Annotated in this window: 17 protein-coding genes and 1 pseudogene; 9 read left to right on the top strand and 9 right to left on the bottom strand. The window is 65.3% G+C overall.

Annotated features, from left to right (window positions below; all coding sequences use genetic code 11):
* Window positions 1-51 precede the first annotated feature (51 nt).
* The 6 genes from PSm6_RS13245 to PSm6_RS13220 form a co-directional block, all read right to left on the bottom strand.
* A complete protein-coding gene (locus PSm6_RS13245) occupies window positions 52-879 on the bottom strand; it encodes an ABC transporter permease (RefSeq protein ID WP_021221606.1) in 828 nt (275 codons plus the stop codon).
* A gap of 11 nt (window positions 880-890) precedes the next feature.
* Window positions 891-2,123 (bottom strand): ABC transporter permease, encoded by a 1,233-nt coding sequence (locus tag PSm6_RS13240; protein ID WP_265170383.1) that lies wholly within the window; start codon window positions 2,121-2,123, stop codon window positions 891-893.
* A 69-nt stretch (window positions 2,124-2,192) separates the two neighbouring features.
* Window positions 2,193-3,224: an ABC transporter substrate-binding protein gene (locus PSm6_RS13235; protein ID WP_021221604.1), complete on the bottom strand. Its 1,032-nt coding sequence runs from the start codon at window positions 3,222-3,224 to the stop codon at window positions 2,193-2,195.
* A 52-nt stretch (window positions 3,225-3,276) separates the two neighbouring features.
* Window positions 3,277-4,386: an ABC transporter ATP-binding protein gene (locus tag PSm6_RS13230; protein WP_021221603.1), complete on the bottom strand. Its 1,110-nt coding sequence runs from the start codon at window positions 4,384-4,386 to the stop codon at window positions 3,277-3,279.
* 153 nt (window positions 4,387-4,539) lie between these two features.
* Window positions 4,540-5,169 (bottom strand): response regulator, encoded by a 630-nt coding sequence (locus PSm6_RS13225; RefSeq protein WP_021221602.1) that lies wholly within the window; start codon window positions 5,167-5,169, stop codon window positions 4,540-4,542.
* Window positions 5,166-7,565, bottom strand: coding sequence for a PAS domain-containing sensor histidine kinase (locus PSm6_RS13220; protein WP_265170382.1), 2,400 nt, complete (start codon window positions 7,563-7,565; stop codon window positions 5,166-5,168). The genes PSm6_RS13225 and PSm6_RS13220 overlap by 4 nt, the downstream gene beginning before the upstream one ends.
* A gap of 142 nt (window positions 7,566-7,707) precedes the next feature.
* Between PSm6_RS13220 and PSm6_RS13215 the strand changes: the two genes are divergently transcribed.
* A complete protein-coding gene (locus tag PSm6_RS13215; RefSeq protein ID WP_265170381.1) occupies window positions 7,708-8,754 on the top strand; it encodes an alpha/beta hydrolase family protein in 1,047 nt (348 codons plus the stop codon).
* Here PSm6_RS13215 and PSm6_RS13210 read toward each other — a convergent pair.
* From PSm6_RS13210 to PSm6_RS13200, 3 genes are read right to left on the bottom strand one after another with little or no spacing between them, the layout of a single operon-like run.
* Window positions 8,751-9,518 (bottom strand): TerB family tellurite resistance protein, encoded by a 768-nt coding sequence (locus tag PSm6_RS13210; protein WP_021221599.1) that lies wholly within the window; start codon window positions 9,516-9,518, stop codon window positions 8,751-8,753. The genes PSm6_RS13215 and PSm6_RS13210 overlap by 4 nt on opposite strands.
* A 1-nt stretch (window position 9,519) precedes the next feature.
* Window positions 9,520-10,194, bottom strand: coding sequence for an N-acetylmuramate alpha-1-phosphate uridylyltransferase MurU (gene murU, locus PSm6_RS13205; RefSeq protein WP_265170380.1), 675 nt, complete (start codon window positions 10,192-10,194; stop codon window positions 9,520-9,522).
* Window positions 10,191-11,216: an aminoglycoside phosphotransferase family protein gene (locus tag PSm6_RS13200; RefSeq protein ID WP_265170379.1), complete on the bottom strand. Its 1,026-nt coding sequence runs from the start codon at window positions 11,214-11,216 to the stop codon at window positions 10,191-10,193. Before PSm6_RS13200 ends, murU begins: the two co-directional genes overlap by 4 nt.
* 127 nt (window positions 11,217-11,343) lie before the next feature.
* Between PSm6_RS13200 and PSm6_RS13195 the strand changes: the two genes are divergently transcribed.
* The 8 genes and pseudogenes from PSm6_RS13195 to PSm6_RS13160 all read left to right on the top strand — a co-directional run bounded on the left by PSm6_RS13195 (window position 11,344) and on the right by PSm6_RS13160 (window position 21,167).
* Window positions 11,344-14,121: an LPS-assembly protein LptD gene (locus PSm6_RS13195; RefSeq protein ID WP_184488545.1), complete on the top strand. Its 2,778-nt coding sequence runs from the start codon at window positions 11,344-11,346 to the stop codon at window positions 14,119-14,121.
* Window positions 14,102-15,394, top strand: coding sequence for a peptidylprolyl isomerase (locus PSm6_RS13190; protein WP_265170378.1), 1,293 nt, complete (start codon window positions 14,102-14,104; stop codon window positions 15,392-15,394). The genes PSm6_RS13195 and PSm6_RS13190 overlap by 20 nt, the downstream gene beginning before the upstream one ends.
* 77 nt (window positions 15,395-15,471) lie before the next feature.
* Window positions 15,472-16,460 (top strand): annotated as a pseudogene (pdxA, locus tag PSm6_RS13185) (4-hydroxythreonine-4-phosphate dehydrogenase PdxA).
* A gap of 121 nt (window positions 16,461-16,581) precedes the next feature.
* On the top strand, window positions 16,582-17,385 hold the full coding sequence (gene rsmA / locus PSm6_RS13180) for a 16S rRNA (adenine(1518)-N(6)/adenine(1519)-N(6))-dimethyltransferase RsmA (protein ID WP_021221593.1): 804 nt from the start codon (window positions 16,582-16,584) through the stop codon (window positions 17,383-17,385).
* A 38-nt stretch (window positions 17,386-17,423) separates the two neighbouring features.
* Complete coding sequence (apaG, locus tag PSm6_RS13175) at window positions 17,424-17,804, top strand: Co2+/Mg2+ efflux facilitator ApaG/CorD (RefSeq protein WP_043244113.1); 381 nt, start codon at window positions 17,424-17,426, stop codon at window positions 17,802-17,804.
* A gap of 11 nt (window positions 17,805-17,815) precedes the next feature.
* A complete protein-coding gene (locus PSm6_RS13170; RefSeq protein ID WP_265170377.1) occupies window positions 17,816-18,640 on the top strand; it encodes a symmetrical bis(5'-nucleosyl)-tetraphosphatase in 825 nt (274 codons plus the stop codon).
* A complete protein-coding gene (glpE, locus tag PSm6_RS13165; RefSeq protein ID WP_043244111.1) occupies window positions 18,637-18,966 on the top strand; it encodes a thiosulfate sulfurtransferase GlpE in 330 nt (109 codons plus the stop codon). The genes PSm6_RS13170 and glpE overlap by 4 nt, the downstream gene beginning before the upstream one ends.
* 278 nt (window positions 18,967-19,244) lie before the next feature.
* Window positions 19,245-21,167 carry a PrkA family serine protein kinase gene (locus PSm6_RS13160; RefSeq protein ID WP_021221589.1) on the top strand — a complete coding sequence of 641 codons (1,923 nt, stop codon included), beginning with the start codon at window positions 19,245-19,247 and terminating at the stop codon, window positions 21,165-21,167.
* Window positions 21,168-21,194 lie beyond the last annotated feature (27 nt).

The raw sequence follows: 21,194 nt of genomic DNA, 5'->3' as shown, positions 1-21,194 counted from the left end.
CCACAGTGCAAACGGGGAGCCTTGGCTCCCCGTTTCCGACCTGTCGCGCCGTTACTCGGGCATCGACGTACGCAGTTTTTCGCTGCGCCCGCGCAGCCACTCCAGCACCAGCAACAGCACCACGGAGAAGCCGATCAGCAGGGTGGCCGCCGCCGCGATGGTGGGGCTGAGGTTCTCGCGGATGCCGCTGAACATCTGCCTCGGCAGGGTGGCCTGCTCGGGGCCGGCGAGGAACAGGGTCACCACCACTTCGTCGAAGGAGGTGGCGAAGGCGAACAGCGCCCCCGAGATCACCCCGGGGGCGATCAGCGGCAGGGTCACGCGGAAGAACGCGGTCAGCGGCGGCGCACCCAGGCTGGCGGCGGCGCGCACCAGGTTGTGGTTGAAGCCCTGCAGGGTGGCCGACACGGTGATGATGACGAAGGGCACACCGAGCACCGCGTGCACCAGGATCAGCGACAGGTAGCTGTTGCCGAGGCCCAGCGGGGCGAAGAACAGGTAGCTGGCGACACCGATGATCACCACCGGCACCACCATCGGCGAGATCAGCAGGCTCATCACCAGCGCCTTGCCGCGGAACTCGCCCCGGGTCAGGCCGATGGAGGCCAGGGTGCCGAAGACCATCGCCAGCAAGGTCGCGGCCGGGGCGACGATGATGCTGTTGGTCAGCGCGCGCATCCACTCGGCCGAGCCGAAGAAGTCCGCGTACCAGCGCAGGGAGAAGCCCTGCAGCGGGTAGACCAGGAAGGTGCCCGAGTTGAACGACAGCGGGATGATCACCAGCACCGGCAGGATCAGGAACAGCAGCACCAGGCCGCAGAGGATGCGCAGGGTGTAGAACCACAGGCGCTCCACCGGAGACATGTAGGGACTCAGCATTTCTTATCTCCTCAACCCAGGCGCAGGCGGCCGGCGCCCACCAGCCAGCTGTAGACGACGTAGAGCACCATGGTGGCCAGCAGCAGCATGCCGCCCAGGGCCGTGGCCATGCCCCAGTTGATGGTGGTGTTGGTGAAGAAGGCGACGAAGTAGCTGACCATCTGGTCGTTCGGGCTGCCCAGCAGCGCCGGGGTGATGTAGTAGCCGATGGACAGGATGAACACCAGCAGGCAGCCCGCGCCGACGCCGGCCACGGTCTGCGGGAAATACACCCGCCAGAAGCTGGCGAAGGGGTGGCAGCCGAGGGAGATCGCCGCACGCATGTAGGTGGGCGAGATGCCCTTCATCACGCTGTAGATCGGCAGGATCATGAACGGCAGCATGATGTGCACCATCGCCACATAGACGCCGGTGCGGTTGAACACCAGTTGCAGCGGCTGGTCGATCAGCCCGAGCTTGAGCAGCGCCCCGTTGATCAGGCCGCCGGACTGCAGCAGCACGATCCAGGCCGCCACGCGTACCAGGATCGAGGTCCAGAACGGCAGCAGCACCAGGATCATCAGCAGGTTGCTCTTGCGCGTCGGCAGGTTGGCCAGCAGGTAAGCCAGCGGATAGGCCAGCACCAGGCAGAGGAGGGTGATCACCGCGCCCATCCAGAAGGTGCGGGTGAAGATGTCCAGGTAGATGGCCTGGTCGGGCGTCGCCGGGGCGACTTCGCCGAGGTCGTCGATGCGATGGTCGACGGCCGCCAGCAGGTAATAGGGGGTCAGGCTGGAGGCGTTGCGGCGGATCGCCTGCCAGTAGGCCGGGTCGCCCCAGCGCTCGTCGAGGCCCTCCATCGCGTCCTTGTAGGAAGCGGGGGTTTCCTTGAACGGCAGTGCGCGAGCGGTCTTGGCCATCAGGCTGCGATAGCCGGCCAGCTCCATGTTCAGGCGCTTGGAAAGATCGCCGACGGTCTGGTTCTTGCGCGCAGCAGCCAGGTCTTCGGCCAGGGCCTTGTAGGCCGGCTCATCGGGCAGCGCCTTGCCGTCCCAGGCGGAGATCGCCTCGACGGTACGCGGCAGCGCGCCGACCACCTCGGGGTTGCTCACGCTCTTGTAGAGCAGAGTGCCGATGGGGACCAGGAAGGTCAGCAGGAGGAACAGCAGCAGCGGCAGGATCAGGGCCTGGGACTTCAGGCGGTTGACCCGCTCGGCACGCGCGAGGCGTTGCTTGAGGGTCGGGCCGGCAACGAGGGTGGCCATGGCGAACTCCGGTGGATCTCTGGGTACTCCCCTCCCCCGCGAGGAGGAGGGGATGTGCTGGGTGGCCGATTACTTGGCAGCCCAGGAGTTGAAGCGCTGTTCCAACTGCTCGCCGTAGTCGGCCCAGAAGGTCACGTTCATGGCGACCTGGTCCTTGATGTTCTCAGGCGTGGTCGGCATGTCCTTGAGCAGGCCCTTGTCCAGCAGCGGTACCGCCTGCTTGTTGGCCGGACCGTAGGCGATGTTCTCGGAGTAGATCTTCTGCTGCTCGGGCTTGACCGAGAAGGCGATGAACTTCAGCGCGGCGTCCTGATCCTTGGCGCCCTTCGGGATAGCCCAGGCGTCGAAGTCGTAGATGCCGCCGGTCCATACCACCTTGAGGTTGCTCTCCTTCTGCACCGCAGCGATGCGGCCGTTGTAGGCGGAGCTCATGACCACGTCACCGGAGGCAAGGAACTGCGGCGGCTGGGCGCCGGCTTCCCACCACTGGATGCTCGGCTTGATCTGGTCGAGCTTCTTGAAGGCGCGATCCTGGCCTTCCTTGGTGGCGAGCACGGTGTAGACGTCCTTGGGCGCGACGCCGTCGGCCATCAGGGCGAACTCCAGGGTGTACTTGGCGCCTTTGCGCAGGCCGCGCTTGCCCGGGAATTTGCCGGTGTCCCAGAAGTCGGCCCAGCTGGTGGGGGCGCTCTTCAGCTTGTCGGCGTTGTAGGCGAGCACGGTGGACCAGACGAAGAAGCCCACGCCGCAGGGCTGCACGGCGCCGGGAACGAAGTCCTCGGCCTTGCCGAACTGCGCCGGGTCCAGCTCCTCGAACAGGCCCTCGTCACAGCCACGGGCCAGCTCGGGGGATTCGACCTCCACCAGGTTCCAGGAAACGCTGCCGGTATCGACCATGGCTTTCACCTTGGCCATCTCACCGTTGTACTCGCCGGCGATGATCTTGTTGCTGGTGGACGCCTGGAAGGGTTCGTAGAACGCCTTCACCTGGGCATTCTTGTTCGCGCCGCCGAATGAAACGACGGTCAGGTCGGCTGCCATGGCCTGTGCGGCGCATGCCAGCCCCAACGCAAGGGCAGTGAGCTTCAAGGATTTGGACATTGTTGTTTTCTCCATAGTGCTGGGTGGGTAATGCCGGGGTGCCGCCGCGTCGTCAGTCCGCTATCAGCGGGTCCAGTGCGCGCACGTGCTCCACTTGCCAACCGAGGGACACCACGTCGCCTACCGCCAATGCGGGGTCGAGCTCGGCAATGGGTTGCTTGACGAAGAAATCGGGCTTGCCACACACCTCCATGCGGATGCGTACGTGGTCGCCCAGGTAGACGAACTCCTCGACGCGGCCGGAGAAGCGGTTCGCGCAGCGCTCGCTGCCACCGTTCAGGCGTATCCGTTCGGGGCGGATCGACAGGGTCACCGGCTCGCCCGGCTGGCCGACGTTCACCGCCAGCGCCTCGACCTTCTCGCCACGGGCCAGGCTGACCACGCAGCGCTCGCCATCACGGCTGACCAGCTGGCCGTTGAGGCGGTTGTTCTCACCGATGAAGTTGGCCACGAAGGTGTTGCTGGGGGCTTCGTAGAGCTCGCGGGGCGGGGCGATCTGCTGGATCTCGCCCTGATGGAACACCGCCACGCGGTCGGACATGGTCAGCGCCTCGCCCTGGTCGTGGGTCACGTACACCACCGTCACGCCCAGGCGCTGGTGGATGTGCTTGATCTCCATCTGCATGTGCTCGCGCAGCTGCTTGTCGAGCGCACCCAGCGGCTCGTCCATCAGCACCAGTTGCGGCTCGAACACCAGGGCGCGGGCCAGGGCCACGCGCTGCTGCTGGCCGCCGGAGAGCTGGGCCGGGTAGCGGTTGCGGAAGGCGTCGAGCTGGACCATGGACAGCGCGCGCTTCACGCGTTCGCTGATGTCGGTCTTGTTCATGCCGCGCACGGTGAGCGGGAAGGCCAGGTTCTCGGCCACCGTCATGTGCGGGAACAGCGCGTAGTTCTGGAACACCATGCCGATGTCGCGCTTGTGCGGCGGCACGTTGTTGATCGAACGCCCGGCCAGAAGGATCTCGCCATTGGTCGGGGTCTCGAACCCGGCGAGCATCATCAGGCTGGTGGTCTTGCCAGAGCCGGAGGGGCCCAGCAGGGTCAGGAACTCGCCTTTGCGAATATCCAGGTTGAGGTCTTTGACGATGAGCGACTCGCCGTCGTAGCTCTTTTGCACGCCACGGAAGCTGACCAGTACATCGTTCGCCGGAATGGAGGCCATCACCGCACCTTTGTGATTTTTGTTTATGCCGTCCCCAGAGACTAGAGAAGCCGGCAAGCCACGCAAATCGGGCGCTATGAGAGATTGCTATAAGGGCGGCGGAGGATCGCGTGTAGGGCGAGCCCTACAATTCCCAGCGGGTCGATCAGGTATTCAGACCAGCTTGTGCTCCACCGCGTACTTGACCAGATCGGCCACCGAATGGGCGCCGAGCTTCTGCATCAGGCGCGCCTTGTGGGTGCTCACGGTCTTGCCGCTGACTGCCAGGTGCTGGGCGATCTCGTTGACGCCCTCGCCCTTCACCAGGCGCTCGAACACCGAGAACTCGCGCTCGGACAACAGCGCGTGGGGCGGGCGCGAATCGGTCAAGCCCACTTCGAACACCATGCGGTCGGCCAGCTCGGGGTCGATGTAGCGGCCACCGGACGCAACCTTGCGGATGGCGGTGAGCAGCAGCGCCGGGTCGCTGTCCTTGGTGGCGTAGCCGGCAGCGCCGATCTTCAGCGCGCGCGCCGCCATCTGCACCTCGTCGTGCATCGACAGCACCAGCACCGCCGGCGGGTTGGTCAGGGCACGGATACGCGGAATGGCCTCCAGGCCGTTGACGCCGGGCATGGAGATGTCCAGCAGCACCACCTCGCAAGGCGTCTGCCGCAGGGTGTCGAGCAACTGCTCGCCATTGCCCGCCTCACCCACCACGCACAGGTCCTTGGCCAGGCCGATCAACTGCTTGATGCCCTCGCGGACGATGGTGTGGTCTTCGGCCACCAGTACTCGGATCACGCGTTCTTCTCCTTGTCCAAAGCGATGCGCACCACCAGCGTGGCGCCTTCCCCCGGCTGGCTGTCGATCGACAGGTCGCCGCCCAGCATCAACACCCGCTCGCGCATGCCGACGAGGCCGAAGGATACGCCCGGTCGGCAGGCAGCGGGGTCGAAGCCCGCGCCATCGTCGCTGACGATCAATTGCAGGCTGCCGTCCTCCAGCTCCAGCGCCACGTCCACGCTATGGGCCTGGGCGTGGCGCATGACGTTGGTCAGTGCCTCCTGGAGGATACGGAACAGGCCGATGGCCTTGGCGTCCGACAGCTGCGGCAGCACCTCCGGCACCCGCACCAGGCAGGGGATGCCGGTGCGCGCCTCGAAGCGCCGTGCCTGCCACTCGATGGCCGAACCGATGCCGGCGTCGAGGATGGGCGGGCGCAAGGCCGTGGCCACATCGCGCACCAGCTGGAAGAGCTGGGCGATGAGGCGTTTCATGCTGTTCAGGCGCTCGCCCAGGCCGGGGTCCAGCTCGCCATAGGCCAGCTCGCACATGGAGGTTTCCAGCTTGAGCACGGTGAGCACCTGGCCCAGCTCGTCGTGCACTTCGCGGGCGATGCGCGCCTTCTCCTCCTCGCGCACGCTTTCCAGGTGCGCCGACAGGTCCCGCAGTTGGGCACGGGATGCGGCCAGTTCGAGTTCGATCTGCTTGTTGGCGGTGATGTCCCAGACCACGCCGTCCCAGGTGGCGCGACCGTCCTCGAAAAGACGCGCACTGGCCTTGATGTCGGCCCAGCGCTGCTGGCCTTCGCGGGTGAGGACGCGGCCCTGCCAGTGCCAGTCGCGGTCAGCCGCCAGCGCCGCCATCTGGCTGGCCCAGTAGCCGTCGACATCGTCCGGGTGCACCAGGCCACGGATGCCACGCCCGGTGTCCAGCAACTCACCGGCGCTATAGCCCACCAGGGCCTCGCTGCCGGCGCCGATGAAGGCGAATTCGGCGTCCTCGCCGGCACGCAGGCGCTCCAGGCGGAACACCAGGCCCGGCACGTTGGAGGCGATGCCCTTGAGGCGCGCCTCGCTCTCCTCCATGGCGGCATGGGCACGGCGGCGCTCGGTGACGTCGGTGAGGAACACCACCAGGTACTCGGAGGTGCCGAAGCGCAGGAAGCTCAGGGAAACGTCCGCCGGCATCTCGCTGCCATCGGCGCGCAGGCAGGCGGTCTCGAAGGTCTGCGCACCTTCATCGTGATTGCGCGCGCGGCGCCAGAGGTTGAGCCAGCGGTCCATGTCCAGCTGCGGCTGGATATGCGCCAGGGGGCGATCGGTGAGGCCGCCGGCCTCGTAGCCGAGCATCTGTTCCACGGCACGGTTGGCATAGCGCACGTGGCTGTCCCAGTTGACCCAGAGGATGCCGACCGTGCTGTTGTCGATGGAGAACTGGGTCAGGCGCAGCGCCTCTTCCGCCGTCTCGCGCAGCTGGATGGCATGGCGCGCCTCCAGCAGGCGCTTCTCCAGGCTGCGCTGCTGACGGCGCAGCCAGTAGATGATCGCCGCCGCGCTGAGGAACAACAGGCCGAGCAGCAGGCTGAGGTTCTGCCAGAAACCGGGCGACTCGCCCATGCGCGGGTACTTGGGCTGCAGCCAGCGCTCGTGCAACTGGTCCAGGTCCTTGGGCGGAATGGTGCGCAGGGCGGCGTCCACCGCCGTGGAGAGCTGCGGCCAGTCGCGCCGGGTCGCCACTCGCAGCAACTGGGGAAACCCGATGTCGCCCACCACCGCAAGGCCGGAGAATTCCTGCTCGCGAGACAGCCGGCTGAGCTGCGCCTCGTCTATCACCGCGAACTTCACCTGCTGCTCCAGCACCGCACGCAGGGCCTGGCGCTCACTGCCCACGCCCTGCACGGCGACATTGGAGTAGGTGGCGCGCAGGTAGTCCGCCACCGCGCTGGGTGCACGCACCGCCACGGGCTCATCACCGCCGAGCTTCTCGATATCCACGGCGCCGCCGTTACCGCGCTCCCCCACCACCAGCTGCGGCACGCGCATATAGGGGTCGGAGAACAGCCACAGGCGCAGGCCGGCAGGGGTTTGACTGAGACCGGGCGCGAGGTCGATCTGCCCGGTGCGCAGGGCACTCTCCAACTCGGCGTTATCGGCGAAGGTGCGCCAGACCAGGCGCACGCCGAGTGCGGCGGCGACCCAATCGAGCAGCTCCACGTTGACGCCGGAGAGCTGCTGCAGACGGCGGTCCAGCTGTGCATAAGGCGCCTGCAGTACCACGCCGGCACGCAACTGCTCGTGCTGATCCAGCCACTCACGCAGCGGCGGCTCCGGTGCGACCGGCGTGGATGCGGGAGCAGCGCCCAGGGAAGCCGCCAGGCAGCAGGTGAGAAGCAAGAGACACAACGAACGAATCACAGGAAACTCCGCACAGCCAGGCTGCCCGAGAACGAAGCCGACGTACCTTACTCCAGCATCCCTGCCGAGGCGAAGGTGCGCCTGACAAATACCGGCCTAGCCATTAGGCTGCGTGCCTATGGCCACTCCGTGGAATCCTCTGATGCTCCGAGCCCCTCGCCCGACACTCGCCGCCCTTTGCCTCGCGCTGCTGCCGACGATCGCCCACGGCGAAGACCCGCCGGCCGAAAAGAAGGACAACGCCGCCACGGAAACGCCGGTGGAACGCGCGCCCCTGGAAGAACGCAGCCAGGAAGACGCCAGTGCCCTGGAGCGCCAGTTGCCCCAGAAGGAACAGCAACAGCTTAAGGCCGGCGACGATGCCTTCCTGGCCCTGTGGAAGCCGGCCAATGTGGCCGAGCCCAATGGCGTGGTGATCCTGCTGCCCGGTGATGGCGAGAGCGCCGACTGGCCCCGGGCGATCGCGCCGCTGCGCAACAAACTGCCGGATGTCGGCTGGCACAGCCTCAGCCTCACCCTGCCTGACCCCAAGGGCAACGAGCCGCCACCGCGCCCGGTAGAACAGGCCGAACCACCCGCCGACGGCGATGCGAAGACCGAGAAGGCCGACCCGGCCACCCCGCCCCCGACGCCCGAGCAGGCGGGCAGCGCCGAGCCCTCCACCGACCCGGCGCAGCCGGTTCTCAGCGCCGAGGAAGAGCGCAAGGCCCAGGCCACGCGGATCGCCGCGCGCATCCAGGCGGCCATTGCCTTCGCCAACCAGCAGGGCCCGAAGACCATCGTCCTGCTCGGCCACGGCAGCGGTGCCTATTGGGCCGTGCAGGCCTTGAGCGACGCGCCGTCCGCCGGCATCGACAACCTGGTGCTGGTGGATGCCGAGGTGCCGCCCGGCTACAGCCCGGCCCTGGAGGACTCGGCGCCCAAGCTCAAGCAATCCATCGGTGATTTCTTCTACAAGGACCGGCCACTGGACAGCGCCGCCGCCCTCAAGCGCCTGCAGGCGAGCAAGCGCGACAAGCACCCGGCCTATGTGCAGGTGGGCCTGAAGACGTTGCCGGACCGGAACGCCGATCAGGAGCAGTTGTTCCGGCGGGTGCGCGGCTGGCTCGAATCGCACCTGCAAGCACCAGGGAAAAAGGCACCCGCGGCCGCACCGGCGCCCATCATCCCGCAGTCGCCGGGTATCTAGCGGAAGCCGTGGCGCTCGCGGATCAGGCTGTAGGCGTTGTGCAACTCACGGGTTTTCTCGGTGGCCTCGCGCACACGCTGCGGGCTGGCCCCGGCGCCGGCCAGCTTGTCCGGGTGGTTGCGGCTGATCAAGCGCCGGTAGGCGCGCTTGATCGCCGCCGGTTCACTGTTGGCGTTCACCCCCAGTAGCGCCAGGGCATCCTGGTAGGCATTGCCACGACGCACAGGCGCACCGCCAGGAATATCGAAGCCGGCGCACAGGGCTTCCACCTGTTCTGCCGGCCAATCCAGCCATTTGCCCCAGAGCAGGATCAGCCCCCGCTCGTGCTTGCCGACCCGACCATCCGCTGCCGCCATCTGCCAGCAACTGCGCAGCAACGCCTCGCCTTCGGCACGCTGATAACGCAACCCGCGCAGGGGCAGGTACAGGTCGACCGGCTCGGACTTGCCTCGGGTGAAGGCGACGATCGCCCGGCGCTGCCCGGCCTCGTCCAGCCCAAGGCGGCGCATCTCGGCACGGGCCTGCTGGATGTGCAGGTCCACGACCCGCCCCTCGCTCTTGGCCAGGCGGCCGAGCAATACGAAAAGCAGATCCTCCTGCTCCACAGCCATGCCACGCCGCAAGCGCGCCCGCAAGCTGGCCCAGGAATCCAGCTTCAGCCGGCGATCCACCACCTGGCCAAGCAGGCCACCCAGCAATGCACCGGGAATGCTGGCGATGAACATGCCGACGATGGCGCCGAGCAACGTGACGGGCCAGAACATCTCAGCGCTCCGCCTCGATCAGGCGCTCGACTTCCGCCAGGCGCTCGTGGGTGCCGACATCCACCCAGCGACCGGTGAAATGCTCGCCACTGACGCGTCCCTCGCCCATGGCCTGGCGCAGCAACGGCGCCAGCTTGAAGGCTCCGGCCCTGCTCCCTTCGAAAAGCGCGGGGTGCAACACGGCGATGCCGCTGTAGGTCAGGCCTGGCTGGCCGGGCACACCGTCACGGACCACGCCCTGGTCGAGGATAAAATCGCCACCCGGGTGGTGAGCGGGGTTATCCACCAGCACCAGATGGGCGAGCCCTTGCAATGGGAAATCCTCCAGCGCGGCGAAATCGTAGTCGGTCCAGATATCGCCGTTGACCACAAGGAAAGGCTCGTCCCCCAGCAGCGGCAGCGCGCGGTGAATGCCGCCACCGGTTTCCAGGGGTTCGCCTTCCGGCGAGTAGCGGATGGAAACGCCGAAACGCTCGCCGCTACCCAGGTGATCCTCGATCTGCTGGCCGAGCCAGGCGTGGTTGATCACCAGTTCGCGGAAGCCGGCCGCCGCCAAGGCACGGATGTGGAACTCGATCAGCGGGGTGCCGGCGGCACGCACCAGCGGCTTGGGGGTGTGTAGCGTCAACGGGCGCATGCGCTCGCCCTTGCCCGCGGCGAGGATCATCGCCCTCATGGGGTCACCGCCTCGGCCTGCGGCAGGGAGTCGAACAGTGCCTTGAGATCGGCCAGCTCGGGGCGCCGCTCGATCACCGCCTCTATATAGGAGAAGAAGCGCGGGACATCACCCAGGTACTTGGGCTTGCCATCACGATGGCAGATGCGCGCGAAGATGCCGATGACCTTGAGGTGACGCTGCACGCCCATCAGGTCGCTGGCACGGAGGAAGTCGTCCAGTTGCGGCTGTACCGGAATACCGGCCTCGCGGGCGAGGTTCCAGTAGCGCTCCAGCCAGGCACACACACGTGCTTCGGGCCAACTGAGGAAGGCGTCCTTGAACAGGCTGGTGACGTCGTAGGTGACCGGGCCGTAGACCGCATCCTGGAAATCCAGCACACCCGGGTTGGGCGTACTGAGCATCAGGTTGCGCGGCATGTAGTCGCGGTGCACCAGCACACGGGGCTGCTCGAGGGCGCTGGCGATCAGCAGGTCACAGACACGTTGCCAGGCAGCCAGGCGCTCACCGGACAGCTCGATGCCCAGGTGGCGCTGCAGGTACCAGTCGGGGAACAGCTGCAATTCGCGGCGCAGCAGGGCGTCGTCGTAGGCCGGCATCGGCACCTCGAAGCTGCGCTTCTGCAGGGCCAGCAATGCCCGGAACGCATCCTCGAACAAGGCATCGGCGTTATCGGCGTCGATCACCTCGAGGTAGGTCTGGCGGCCCAGATCATCGAGCAAGAGGAAGCCCTGCTCCAGGTCCGCCGCAAGAATCCGCGGCACATGCACACCGGCTTCGGCGAGCATTTCGGCCACTTTGACGAAGGGGCGACAGTCTTCCTGGGGCGGCGGAGCATCCATCAGGATCAGGCTGCGGCCCTCCGCCTGCCAGCGGAAATAACGGCGGAAACTCGCGTCACTGCTGGCCGGCAGCAGATCGGCGGGGGGCACTTCGCCCCAGCCTTCGGCATGGAACAAGGCGGGCAGTCGCTGGTCCAGCCAGGCGCTAAGTTGTTGAAGGCGTACATCTTCATGGGGCATTACAAGGGTCTCCGACGGCGCTAGCCGTTGCGCGGGTCATGCTTTATTATCCAGCATCTTTTTCAGCCCATCGAGAGGCGTGCGGCCCCCGCGGGCCGATGGCGCGCAGGAAGCCCGGACTAACAAGATGGCAGTAAAATCCCCCGCGTTTCGTAAAAAATTCCCCCTGCTGGTCACCGGCAGCCTGCTGGCAATGCAGCCTGTGGCCACTCAGTTCGTAGTCGCCGCCGAGCAGTTCGACTGCCAGGCAGCCGCCTCCGGCAGTTGGGCCTGTGCGCCCAAGGCGACGGCAGAGAGCCTGCCTCCGCGCCCGGTTCACAGCGAAAGCGCCGTGAGCTCCAGGGTTGGCGTAGCTGGCGCGGCAGCCACGAGCGGCACGTCCGAATCGGCCGAAGCCCGGACGACGCTGGTCACCGAAGCCGGTGGCAAGGCACTCGCCTCCCGCAGTGCTGACTTCAGCCATCTGGATTGGGTTCCGCGCGACAAGCTGACCGCAGCGCAACTGGCCGAAGCCGGCCCGTACTGCGCAGGTGCCTATGTCGAGCCACGCCGCCCCGGCATGAACGACAAGACCCCGCCGGAAGACGCGCCCACCTACGTTTCCGCCAAGGCCTCGCGCTACGAGCAGGAAAAGCAGGTCGCGACCCTCGCCGGTGACGTGGTCCTGCGCCAGGGCAGCATGCAGGTGGAAGCCGACGAAGCGAACCTGCTGCAAGCCGAAAATCGTGGCGAGCTGGTGGGCAACGTCAAGCTGCGCGACAACGGCGCCCTAGTGGTCGGCGACAGGGCCGAACTGCAACTGGACAACGGCGAAGCGCAGATCGACAACGCCGAGTACGTGCTGCACAAATCGCACACCCGCGGTAGCGCCCTGTACGCCAAGCGCCAGGAAGACGCGATCATCCGTTTGAAAGACGGCACCTACACCCGTTGCGAGCCGGGCGACAACGCCTGGCACCTGAAAGGCAACAACATCAAGCTGAACCAGGCCACGGGCTTCGGCACCGCGACCAACGTGACGCTGCGGGTCAAGGACATTCCGGTGTTCTATACCCCCTACATCTATTTCCCCATCGACGACCGTCGCCAGTCCGGCTTCCTGCCGCCGAGCATCGGTACCAGCAGCGACACCGGCTTCTCCCTGCTGACGCCCTACTACTTCAACCTCGCGCCGAACTACGACGCCACCCTCTATCCGCGCTACATGGCCAAGCGTGGCCTGCTGATGGAAGGCGAGTTCCGCTACCTGACCAAGAGCAGCGAAGGCCAGTTCGGTGGTGCGTACCTGAATGACGAGGAAGACGAGCGCAAGCTGCAGTCCGAGTACAAGGACAAGCGCTGGCTGTACAACTGGCAACACAAGGGCGGCCTGGACGAACGCCTGATGACCGAGGTGGACTACACCGACATCAGCGACCCGTACTACTTCCAGGACCTGCAGACCGAGCTGGGCATCGAGCAATCGACCTACGTCAACCAACAGGGCGCCGTCACCTGGCGTGGCGACAGCTACACCGCCAGGCTCAATGCCCATGCCTATGAAATGGCCACGGTCACCGAGATCACCCCGTACGACCGCCTGCCCCAGATCACCCTGGATGGCGTGCTGCCAGTCGATGCCGGCGGCCTGAAGTTCTCCTACTCCACCGAGTTCGTGCGCTTCGAGCGTGATCTGCGCAAGGGTGACTTCACCGACGAGAATGGCGTTGCGAGCCCGTGGTACGACACCCGCATCCCGGGCTTGGCCCGTGCCAACGGCAACCGCATCCACGTGGAGCCGGGCGTCAGCCTGCCGCTGGACTGGAGCTACGGCTTCCTCAAGCCCTCGGTCAAGTACCTCTACACCCAGTACGACCTGGATCTGGACCAGCGTGGCAAGGACACCCTGCTCGCCGGCCAGGAATTCAACAGCAGCGAAGACCGCGGCGTACCGATCTTCAGCGTCGACAGCGGCCTGTACTTCGATCGCAACACCGAGCTGTTCGGCAGCCAGTACAAGCAGACCCTGGAACCCCGCCTGTTCTACCTCTATGTTCCTGAGGAAAAGCAGGACAACATTCCGGTCTTCGACAGCAGCGAAAGCGCCTTCAGCTATTCCTCGCTGTTCCGCGAGAACCGCTTCTCCGGTCGTGACCGTGTAGGCGATGCCAATCAGGTATCCCTGGGCCTGACCAACCGCTGGATCCAGCCCAACGGCTTCGAGCGTCAGCGCTTCAGCATCGGCCAGGCCTTCTACTTCGAAGACCGCAAGGTGCAGCTGCCTGGCATCGACTACCGCGATCGCAAGTCGGCCCAGGCCAGTGTTTCGCCCTATGCGCTGGAATACCTGTACCGCTTCAACCGCGACTGGCGCCTATCCTCCGACTTCAATTGGGACCCGGACGCCGGCCGTACCCGCTCCGGCAGCCTGATGTTCCACTACCAGCCGGAAGACGACGTCAACAAGGTGGTCAACTTCGGCTACCGCTACCGCAACGACTCCGTGGTCTACAACCAGACCACCGGCCAGTGGCAGGAAGGCGGCGACTACATCGACAACGTGACCGGCCGCGTGATCAAGGACTACTACAAGATCGAACAGCATGACGCATCCGTTATCTGGCCGGTCGTCCCGCAATGGAACGCCATCGCCCGCTGGCAGTACGACTACAACCGCAACCGCACCCTGGAAGCCTTCGGTGGCTTCGAGTACGACAGTTGCTGCTGGAAACTCCGTCTGATCAACCGCTACTGGGTCGACTACGACGAGACCACCCTTTCGCCCGAACTCAACGAGAAGGCCGACCGCGGCGTCTTCCTGCAGATCGTGTTCAAGGGCCTCGGCGGCGTGATCGGCAACAAGGTTGAAAGCTTCCTCGACAATGGCATCCAAGGTTACCGTGAACGTGAAGACCAAGCTTTCTGATTGTCTCCGCCCGCTGCTGTTGGGCGCCCTGTTCCTCGGTGGTGCGGTGCATGCCGAGGTCCAGTCGATCGATCGTGTCGTGGCCATCGTCGATAACGACGTGATCATGCAGAGCCAACTCGACCAGCGCGTCCATGAGGTGCAGCAGACCATCGCCAAGCGCGGTTCGGCGCTGCCCCCTGAGCACGTGCTGGGCCAGCAGGTGCTGGAACGCCTGATCATCGAGAACATCCAGCTGCAGATCGGCGACCGTTCCGGCATCCGCATCACCGATGAGGAACTGAACCAGGCCATCGAAGCCATCGCCCGGCGCAATGGCATGAGCGTCGAGCAGTTCCGGGGCGCCCTGGCTCAGGACGGCCTCTCCTATGAAGACGCCCGCGACCAGGTCCGTCGCGAGATGGTCATCAGCCGTGTTCGTCAGCGTCGCGTGGCGGAGCGGATCCAGGTCACCGACCAGGAAGTGCAGAACTTCCTCGCCTCCGACCTGGGCAAGATGCAGCTCTCCGAAGAATTCCACCTGGCCAACATCCTGATCCCGGTTGCGGACGGCTCCTCGCCCGAAACCATCCAGGCCGCCGACCGCCAGGCCAAGGAGCTCTACCAGCAACTGCAGCAAGGCGCCGACTTCGCCCAACTGGCGATTTCCCGCTCTGCAGGCGAAACCGCTCTGGAAGGCGGCGAGATCGGCTGGCGCAAGGCCGCCCAGCTGCCGCCGCCCTTCGACGGCATGATCAGCGCCCTGGCACCCGGTGAAGTCACCGAGCCTGTACGCACCCCGGGCGGCTTCATCATCCTCAAGCTGCTGGACAAGCGTGGCGGCAGCACCCAGGTTCGCGATGAAGTGCACGTTCGCCACATCCTGCTCAAGCCGAGTGAGATTCGCAGCGAAGCCGACACCGAGCGCCTGGCCGAGCGTCTCTATGAGCGCATCAAGTCCGGTGAAGATTTCGCCGACCTGGCGAAGAGTTTCTCCGAGGACCCGGGCTCGGCCCTCAATGGCGGCGACCTGAACTGGATCGACCCCAACGCGCTGGTTCCCGAGTTCCGCGAAGTCATGGCCAAGACCCCGGCCGGCCAGCTGTCCCGCCCGTTCAAGAGCCCCTATGGCTGGCACGTGCTGGAAGTCCTGGGCCGTCGCGCCACCGACAGCGCCGACCAGATGCGCGAGCAGCAAGCCATCAACGTCCTGCGTAACCGCAAGTACGACGAAGAGCTGCAAGCCTGGCTGCGTCAGATCCGCGACGAGGCGTACGTCGAAACCAAGCTCTGATTCTTCGGCGCCCTGCCACGCAGGGTGGCGCGCTGGCGGTACAATCGCCGCCACGCGCCACAGCCGGAGAGCCCGCAATGCCCCTTCCCCGCTTCGCCCTCACCCCTGGTGAACCCGCCGGCATCGGCCCGGACCTCTGCCTGCTCCTGTCCCGAGAGCGCCAGCCCTACCCCCTGATCGCCATTGCCAGCCAAGCGCTGCTGGAAGAGCGCGCCAGCCAGCTCGGCCTCGACATCCGTGTCACGCCCGTCTCGCCCGCTGCCTGGCCTGAAGAGCCGACACCAGCAGGCGCACTCTACGTCTGGGACACCCCCTGCAAGCCCCCGTCCAGCCCGGCGTGCTCGATCGGGCCAATGCCGGCTACGTGCTGGAAACCCTGACCCGTGCGGGCAAGGGCTGCCTGGATGGCCATTTCGCCGGGATGATCACCGCGCCCGTGCACAAGGGCGTGATCAACGAGGCCGGCATCGCCTTCTCCGGGCACACGGAGTTCCTCGCCGAACTCACCCACACCACGCAGGTGGTGATGATGCTCGCCACCCGCGGCCTGCGCGTCGCCCTGGTGACCACGCACCTGCCGCTGAAGGATGTAGCCGCCGCCATCACCAGCGAACGCCTGGAACGGGTGACCCGCATCCTTCACACCGACCTGGTGGAGAAATTCGGCCTGCCCAATCCGCGCATCCTGGTGTGCGGTCTCAACCCTCATGCGGGCGAAGGTGGCCACCTGGGGCGCGAGGAGATCGAGGTCATCGAGCCCTGCCTGGAACGCCTGCGCAAAGAAGGCCTGAACCTGATCGGCCCTCTGCCCGCTGACACCCTGTTCACCCCCAAGCACCTGGAGCACTGCGACGCGGTGCTGGCGATGTACCACGACCAGGGCCTGCCCGTGCTCAAGTACAAGGGGTTCGGCGCGGCGGTCAACGTAACCCTCGGCCTGCCTATCATCCGCACGTCGGTGGACCACGGTACCGCCCTGGACCTGGCCGGAACCGGGCGCATCGATGGGGGCAGCCTGCAGGTGGCCCTGGAGACGGCCTACGAGATGGCCGCCAGCCGAGGCTGAGCCACAGCGCGCCGATCAGCAGCACATTTCGGCCTGATCGGCGCAATGCTGTAAACTCCGCGCCTTTCCCCGTTTCCAGCTTCAAGCTACCGGCTTCAAGCTGCTCCACCTGGAGCCCGCAATGTCCGAATACCAACACCGCGCGCGCAAGCGCTTTGGCCAGAACTTCCTGCACGACGCTGGCGTCATCCATCGCATCCTTCGCGGCATCCATGCCAAGGAAGGCGAGCGCCTGCTGGAAATCGGCCCGGGCCAGGGCGCCTTGACCGAAGGGTTGCTGGGCAGCGGTGCGCAACTGGACGTCATCGAGCTGGACCTGGACCTGATCCCGATCCTGCAGAGCAAGTTCGGCCACGAGCCACGCTTCAAGCTGAACCAGGGCGACGCCCTGAAGTTCGACTTCAACCAGCTCAACGCCGAACCCCACAGCCTGCGGGTGGTGGGCAACCTGCCCTACAACATCTCCACCCCGCTGATCTTCCACCTGCTGAGCAACGCGCACCTGATCCGCGACATGCACTTCATGCTGCAGAAGGAAGTGGTGGAGCGCCTGGCCGCGGAGCCCGGTGGCGGCGACTGGGGGCGGCTGTCGATCATGGTCCAGTACCACTGCCGCGTGGAGCACCTGTTCAACGTCGGCCCCGGGGCCTTCAACCCGCCACCCAAGGTGGATTCGGCGATCGTGCGCCTGGTACCCCATGAAGTCCTGCCGCACCCGGCCAAGGATCATCGCCTGCTGGAGCGCATCGTGCGCGAAGCCTTCAACCAGCGCCGCAAGACCCTGCGCAATACACTCAAGGGCCTGCTCGATAGCCATGCCATCGAAGCCGCCGGTGTCGACGGTGGCCTGCGCCCCGAACAACTGGACCTGGCCGCTTTCGTGCGCCTGGCCGACCAGTTGGCCGAACAGACAACCGGCGCCTGACGCCCTAGACTTCCATTCTGGTTCCAGAGAACAGTCCCGTGCCCGATTCCCGCTACCTGGTCGCCGTCAGTGTCACCACCCGCTTCCTTCCGGAGCAGTCGCAGCCCGAGCAAAACCGCTTCGCGTTCTCCTACACCGTGACCATCCGCAACGAGGGTGAGCTGCCGGCCAAGCTGGTGTCTCGCCACTGGGTGATCACCGATGGCGACGGCCATGTGCAGGAAGTGCGGGGTGCCGGCGTCGTCGGCCAGCAACCGCTGATCGAGCCGGGCGCGAGCCACGTCTACAGCAGCGGCACGGTCATGGCGACCCGCGTCGGCACCATGCAGGGCAGCTACCAGATGGTGGCAGAAGACGGTAAACGCTTCGACGCCGAGATCGCCCCCTTCCGCCTGGCCGTTCCCGGCGCGCTGCACTGACAGGAGCCCCCATGACGGTGTACGCAGTCGGCGACCTCCAGGGCTGCCTCGATCCACTGAAATGCCTGCTGGAACACGTGGCGTTCGACCCCGCTCGCGATCGCCTGTGGCTGGTGGGCGACCTGGTCAACCGTGGTCCGAAATCGCTGGAAACCCTGCGTTTCCTCTACGCCATGCGCGATAGCCTGGTCTGCGTGCTGGGCAACCATGATCTGCACCTGCTGGCAGCGGCCCACAATGCCGAGCGCCTGAAGAAATCGGACACCCTGCGCGAGATCATCGAAGCACCCGATGCCGCCGACCTGCTCGAATGGCTGCGCCAGCAAAAGCTGATGCACTATGACGAGCAGCGCGACATCGCCATGGTCCACGCCGGCATCCCGCCCAACTGGACGCTGGCCAAGGCGCTGAAACGCGCGGCCGAGGTGGAGGAAGTTCTGCGGGACGATGTCCGTCTGCCACTCTTCCTTGACGGCATGTACGGCAACGAGCCGGCGAAATGGGATGGAGACCTGCAAGGCATTGCCCGCCTGCGCGTCATCACCAACTGCTTCACCCGCATGCGCTTCTGCAAGGCCGACGGCACCCTGGACCTCAAGAGCAAGGAGGGCATCGACACCGCCCCCCCTGGCTACGCGCCCTGGTTCAGCCACGCCGAGCGCAAGACCCGTGGTCAGAAGATCATCTTCGGCCATTGGGCGGCCCTGGAAGGCAAGTGCGACGAACCCGGCCTCTTCGCCCTCGACACCGGCTGTGTCTGGGGCGGGGCCATGACCCTTCTGAACGTCGACAGCGGCGAACGCATCCGTTGCAGCTGCGAGGAGAACACAGCATGAGCGAATTCCAACGCATCCCGCCGGAGCGGGCCCAGGCACTGCGCGAACACGGTGCCCAGGTGGTCGACATCCGTGACCCGCAGAGCTACGCCAATGGCCACATCACCGGCTCGCAGCATCTGGACAACTACTCCCTCGCCGACTTCATCGCCAAGGCCGACCTCGACAAGCCCCTGATCGTCACCTGCTACCACGGCAACTCCAGCCAGGGAGCCGCCGCCTACCTCGTGGGCCAGGGCTTCTCCGACGTCTACAGCCTGGACGGTGGCTTCGAGCTCTGGCGCGCCACCTACCCCGGCGAAGTCGCCCAGGGCAGTGCCGAGTAAAAATTTTCTCGATGGCGCAATCCCGCGCCATCACTGGCCTAGCGCCGCGACCTGACGAACGGCAATCTCTTGTTATCCTTCCGTCATCCTTGACCTCCCGGATTCCGAACTACTCTTAGGTCAGGCCATCCAAAAGGGGAGAGCCGGCACACCGGTTCCGGGCCATCGGCAGCGACCATTAGGTGTTCTGGGGGTTTCTCATCGGCTGACTCGTCGGCTGACTGCCCGCACCCGCATATCCGATCCCGCCGGCTCCCAGTATCCAGCGAGGTGACGCAATGAGCATTTTCAGCCACTTCCAACAACGCTTCGAGGCGACCCGCCAGGAGGAATATTCCCTTCAGGAATATCTCGACCTGTGCAAGCAGGACCGCAGCGCCTATGCCACCGCAGCCGAACGGATGCTGATGGCCATCGGTGAGCCGGAGCTGTTGGACACCTCCACCGACTCGAGGCTGTCACGGATCTTCTCCAACAAGGTGATTCGCCGTTACCCGGCCTTCGCCGACTTCCACGGCATGGAAGACTGCATCGACCAGATCGTCGCCTTCTTCCGCCACGGCGCCCAGGGCCTGGAAGAGAAGAAGCAGATCCTCTACCTCCTGGGTCCGGTGGGCGGCGGCAAATCCTCCCTGGCCGAGAAGCTCAAGCAGCTGATCGAGAAAGTGCCCTTCTATGCCATCAAGGGCTCTCCGGTGTTCGAGTCGCCCCTCGGGCTGTTCAATGCCACCGAAGACGGCGCCATCCTCGAAGAGGACTACGGCATTCCCCGGCGCTACCTCTCCACCATCATGTCGCCCTGGGCAACCAAGCGCCTCGCCGAGTTCGGCGGCGATATCAGCCAGTTCCGCGTGGTCAAGCTCTACCCCTCCATCCTCAACCAGATCGCCGTGGCCAAGACCGAGCCCGGTGACGAGAACAACCAGGACATCTCTGCCCTGGTGGGCAAGGTGGATATCCGCAAGCTGGAGGAATTCCCGCAGAACGACGCCGACGCCTACAGCTACTCGGGCGCTCTGTGCCGGGCCAACCAGGGCCTGATGGAGTTCGTCGAGATGTTCAAGGCGCCGATCAAGGTGCTGCACCCGCTGCTGACCGCCACCCAGGAAGGCAACTACAACAGCACCGAGGGCCTCGGGGCGATTCCGTTCCAGGGCATCCTGCTGGCCCACTCCAACGAATCGGAATGGCACAGCTTCCGCAACAACAAGAACAATGAGGCATTCATCGACCGGATCTACATCGTCAAGGTGCCCTATTGCCTGCGCGTCAACGATGAGATCAAGATCTACGACAAGCTGCTGGCCAACAGCTCCCTGGCCAACGCCCACTGCGCACCCGACACCCTGAAGATGCTCGCGCAGTTCTCCGCCCTCTCGCGTCTCAAAGAGCCGGAGAACTCCAATATCTACTCGAAGATGCGCGTCTACGACGGCGAGAACCTCAAGGACACCGATCCCAAGGCCAAGTCGATCCAGGAATACCGCGACGCCGCCGGCGTCGACGAGGGCATGAACGGCCTCTCCACCCGCTTCGCCTTCAAGATCCTCTCCAAGGTGTTCAACTTCGATCCGCACGAGGTCGCCGCCAACCCGGTTCACCTGCTCTACGTGCTGGAACAGCAGATCGAGCAGGAACAATTCCCCGCCGAGGTGCGTGAGCGCTACCTGCGCTTCATCAAGGAGTACCTGGCACCGCGCTACATCGAGTTCATCGGCAAGGAAATCCAGACCGCCTACCTCGAGTCCTACAGCGAGTATGGCCAGAACATCTTCGATCGCTACGTGCTCTATGCCGACTTCTGGATCCAGGATCAGGAATACCGGGATCCGGAAACCGGCGAGATCCTCAACCGCGTCGCCCTCAACGAAGAGCTGGAGAAGATCGAGAAACCCGCCGGCATCAGCAACCCGAAAGACTTCCGCAACGAGATCGTCAACTTCGTGCTGCGTGCCCGGGCCAACAACAACGGCAAGAACCCCACCTGGCTCAGCTACGAGAAGCTGCGGGTGGTGATCGAGAAGAAAATGTTCTCCAACACCGAAGACCTGCTGCCGGTCATCAGCTTCAACGCCAAGGGCAGCAAGGACGAGCAGCAGAAGCACAACGATTTCGTCAAACGCATGGTCGAGCGCGGCTACACCGAGAAACAGGTTCGCCTGCTGTCCGAGTGGTACCTGCGGGTACGCAAGTCGCAGTAACTGCAGCCACAAGCTGCAGGCTTCAAG

The sequence above is a fragment of the Pseudomonas solani genome (assembly GCF_026072635.1).
Classification (GTDB): Bacteria; Pseudomonadota; Gammaproteobacteria; order Pseudomonadales; family Pseudomonadaceae; genus Metapseudomonas; species Metapseudomonas solani.
Note: the sequence above shows the minus strand (reverse complement) of the source record. Positions and strands in the feature narration are given on the sequence as shown.

Excerpts from the sequence above, each read along its gene's own strand:
- glpE (WP_043244111.1), top strand. The coding sequence starts at position 18,637 with ATGAGCGAATTCCAACGCATCCCGCCGGAGCGGGCCCAGGCACTGCGC.
- PSm6_RS13160 (WP_021221589.1), top strand. The coding sequence starts at position 19,245 with ATGAGCATTTTCAGCCACTTCCAACAACGCTTCGAGGCGACCCGCCAG.
- PSm6_RS13200 (WP_265170379.1), bottom strand. The coding sequence starts at position 11,216 with ATGCCCCATGAAGATGTACGCCTTCAACAACTTAGCGCCTGGCTGGAC.
- murU (WP_265170380.1), bottom strand. The coding sequence starts at position 10,194 with ATGAGGGCGATGATCCTCGCCGCGGGCAAGGGCGAGCGCATGCGCCCG.
- rsmA (WP_021221593.1), top strand. The coding sequence starts at position 16,582 with ATGTCCGAATACCAACACCGCGCGCGCAAGCGCTTTGGCCAGAACTTC.
- PSm6_RS13215 (WP_265170381.1), top strand. The coding sequence starts at position 7,708 with ATGCTCCGAGCCCCTCGCCCGACACTCGCCGCCCTTTGCCTCGCGCTG.
- PSm6_RS13195 (WP_184488545.1), top strand. The coding sequence starts at position 11,344 with ATGGCAGTAAAATCCCCCGCGTTTCGTAAAAAATTCCCCCTGCTGGTC.
- PSm6_RS13210 (WP_021221599.1), bottom strand. The coding sequence starts at position 9,518 with ATGTTCTGGCCCGTCACGTTGCTCGGCGCCATCGTCGGCATGTTCATC.
- PSm6_RS13245 (WP_021221606.1), bottom strand. The coding sequence starts at position 879 with ATGCTGAGTCCCTACATGTCTCCGGTGGAGCGCCTGTGGTTCTACACC.
- PSm6_RS13235 (WP_021221604.1), bottom strand. The coding sequence starts at position 3,224 with ATGTCCAAATCCTTGAAGCTCACTGCCCTTGCGTTGGGGCTGGCATGC.
- PSm6_RS13240 (WP_265170383.1), bottom strand. The coding sequence starts at position 2,123 with ATGGCCACCCTCGTTGCCGGCCCGACCCTCAAGCAACGCCTCGCGCGT.
- PSm6_RS13170 (WP_265170377.1), top strand. The coding sequence starts at position 17,816 with ATGACGGTGTACGCAGTCGGCGACCTCCAGGGCTGCCTCGATCCACTG.
- PSm6_RS13230 (WP_021221603.1), bottom strand. The coding sequence starts at position 4,386 with ATGGCCTCCATTCCGGCGAACGATGTACTGGTCAGCTTCCGTGGCGTG.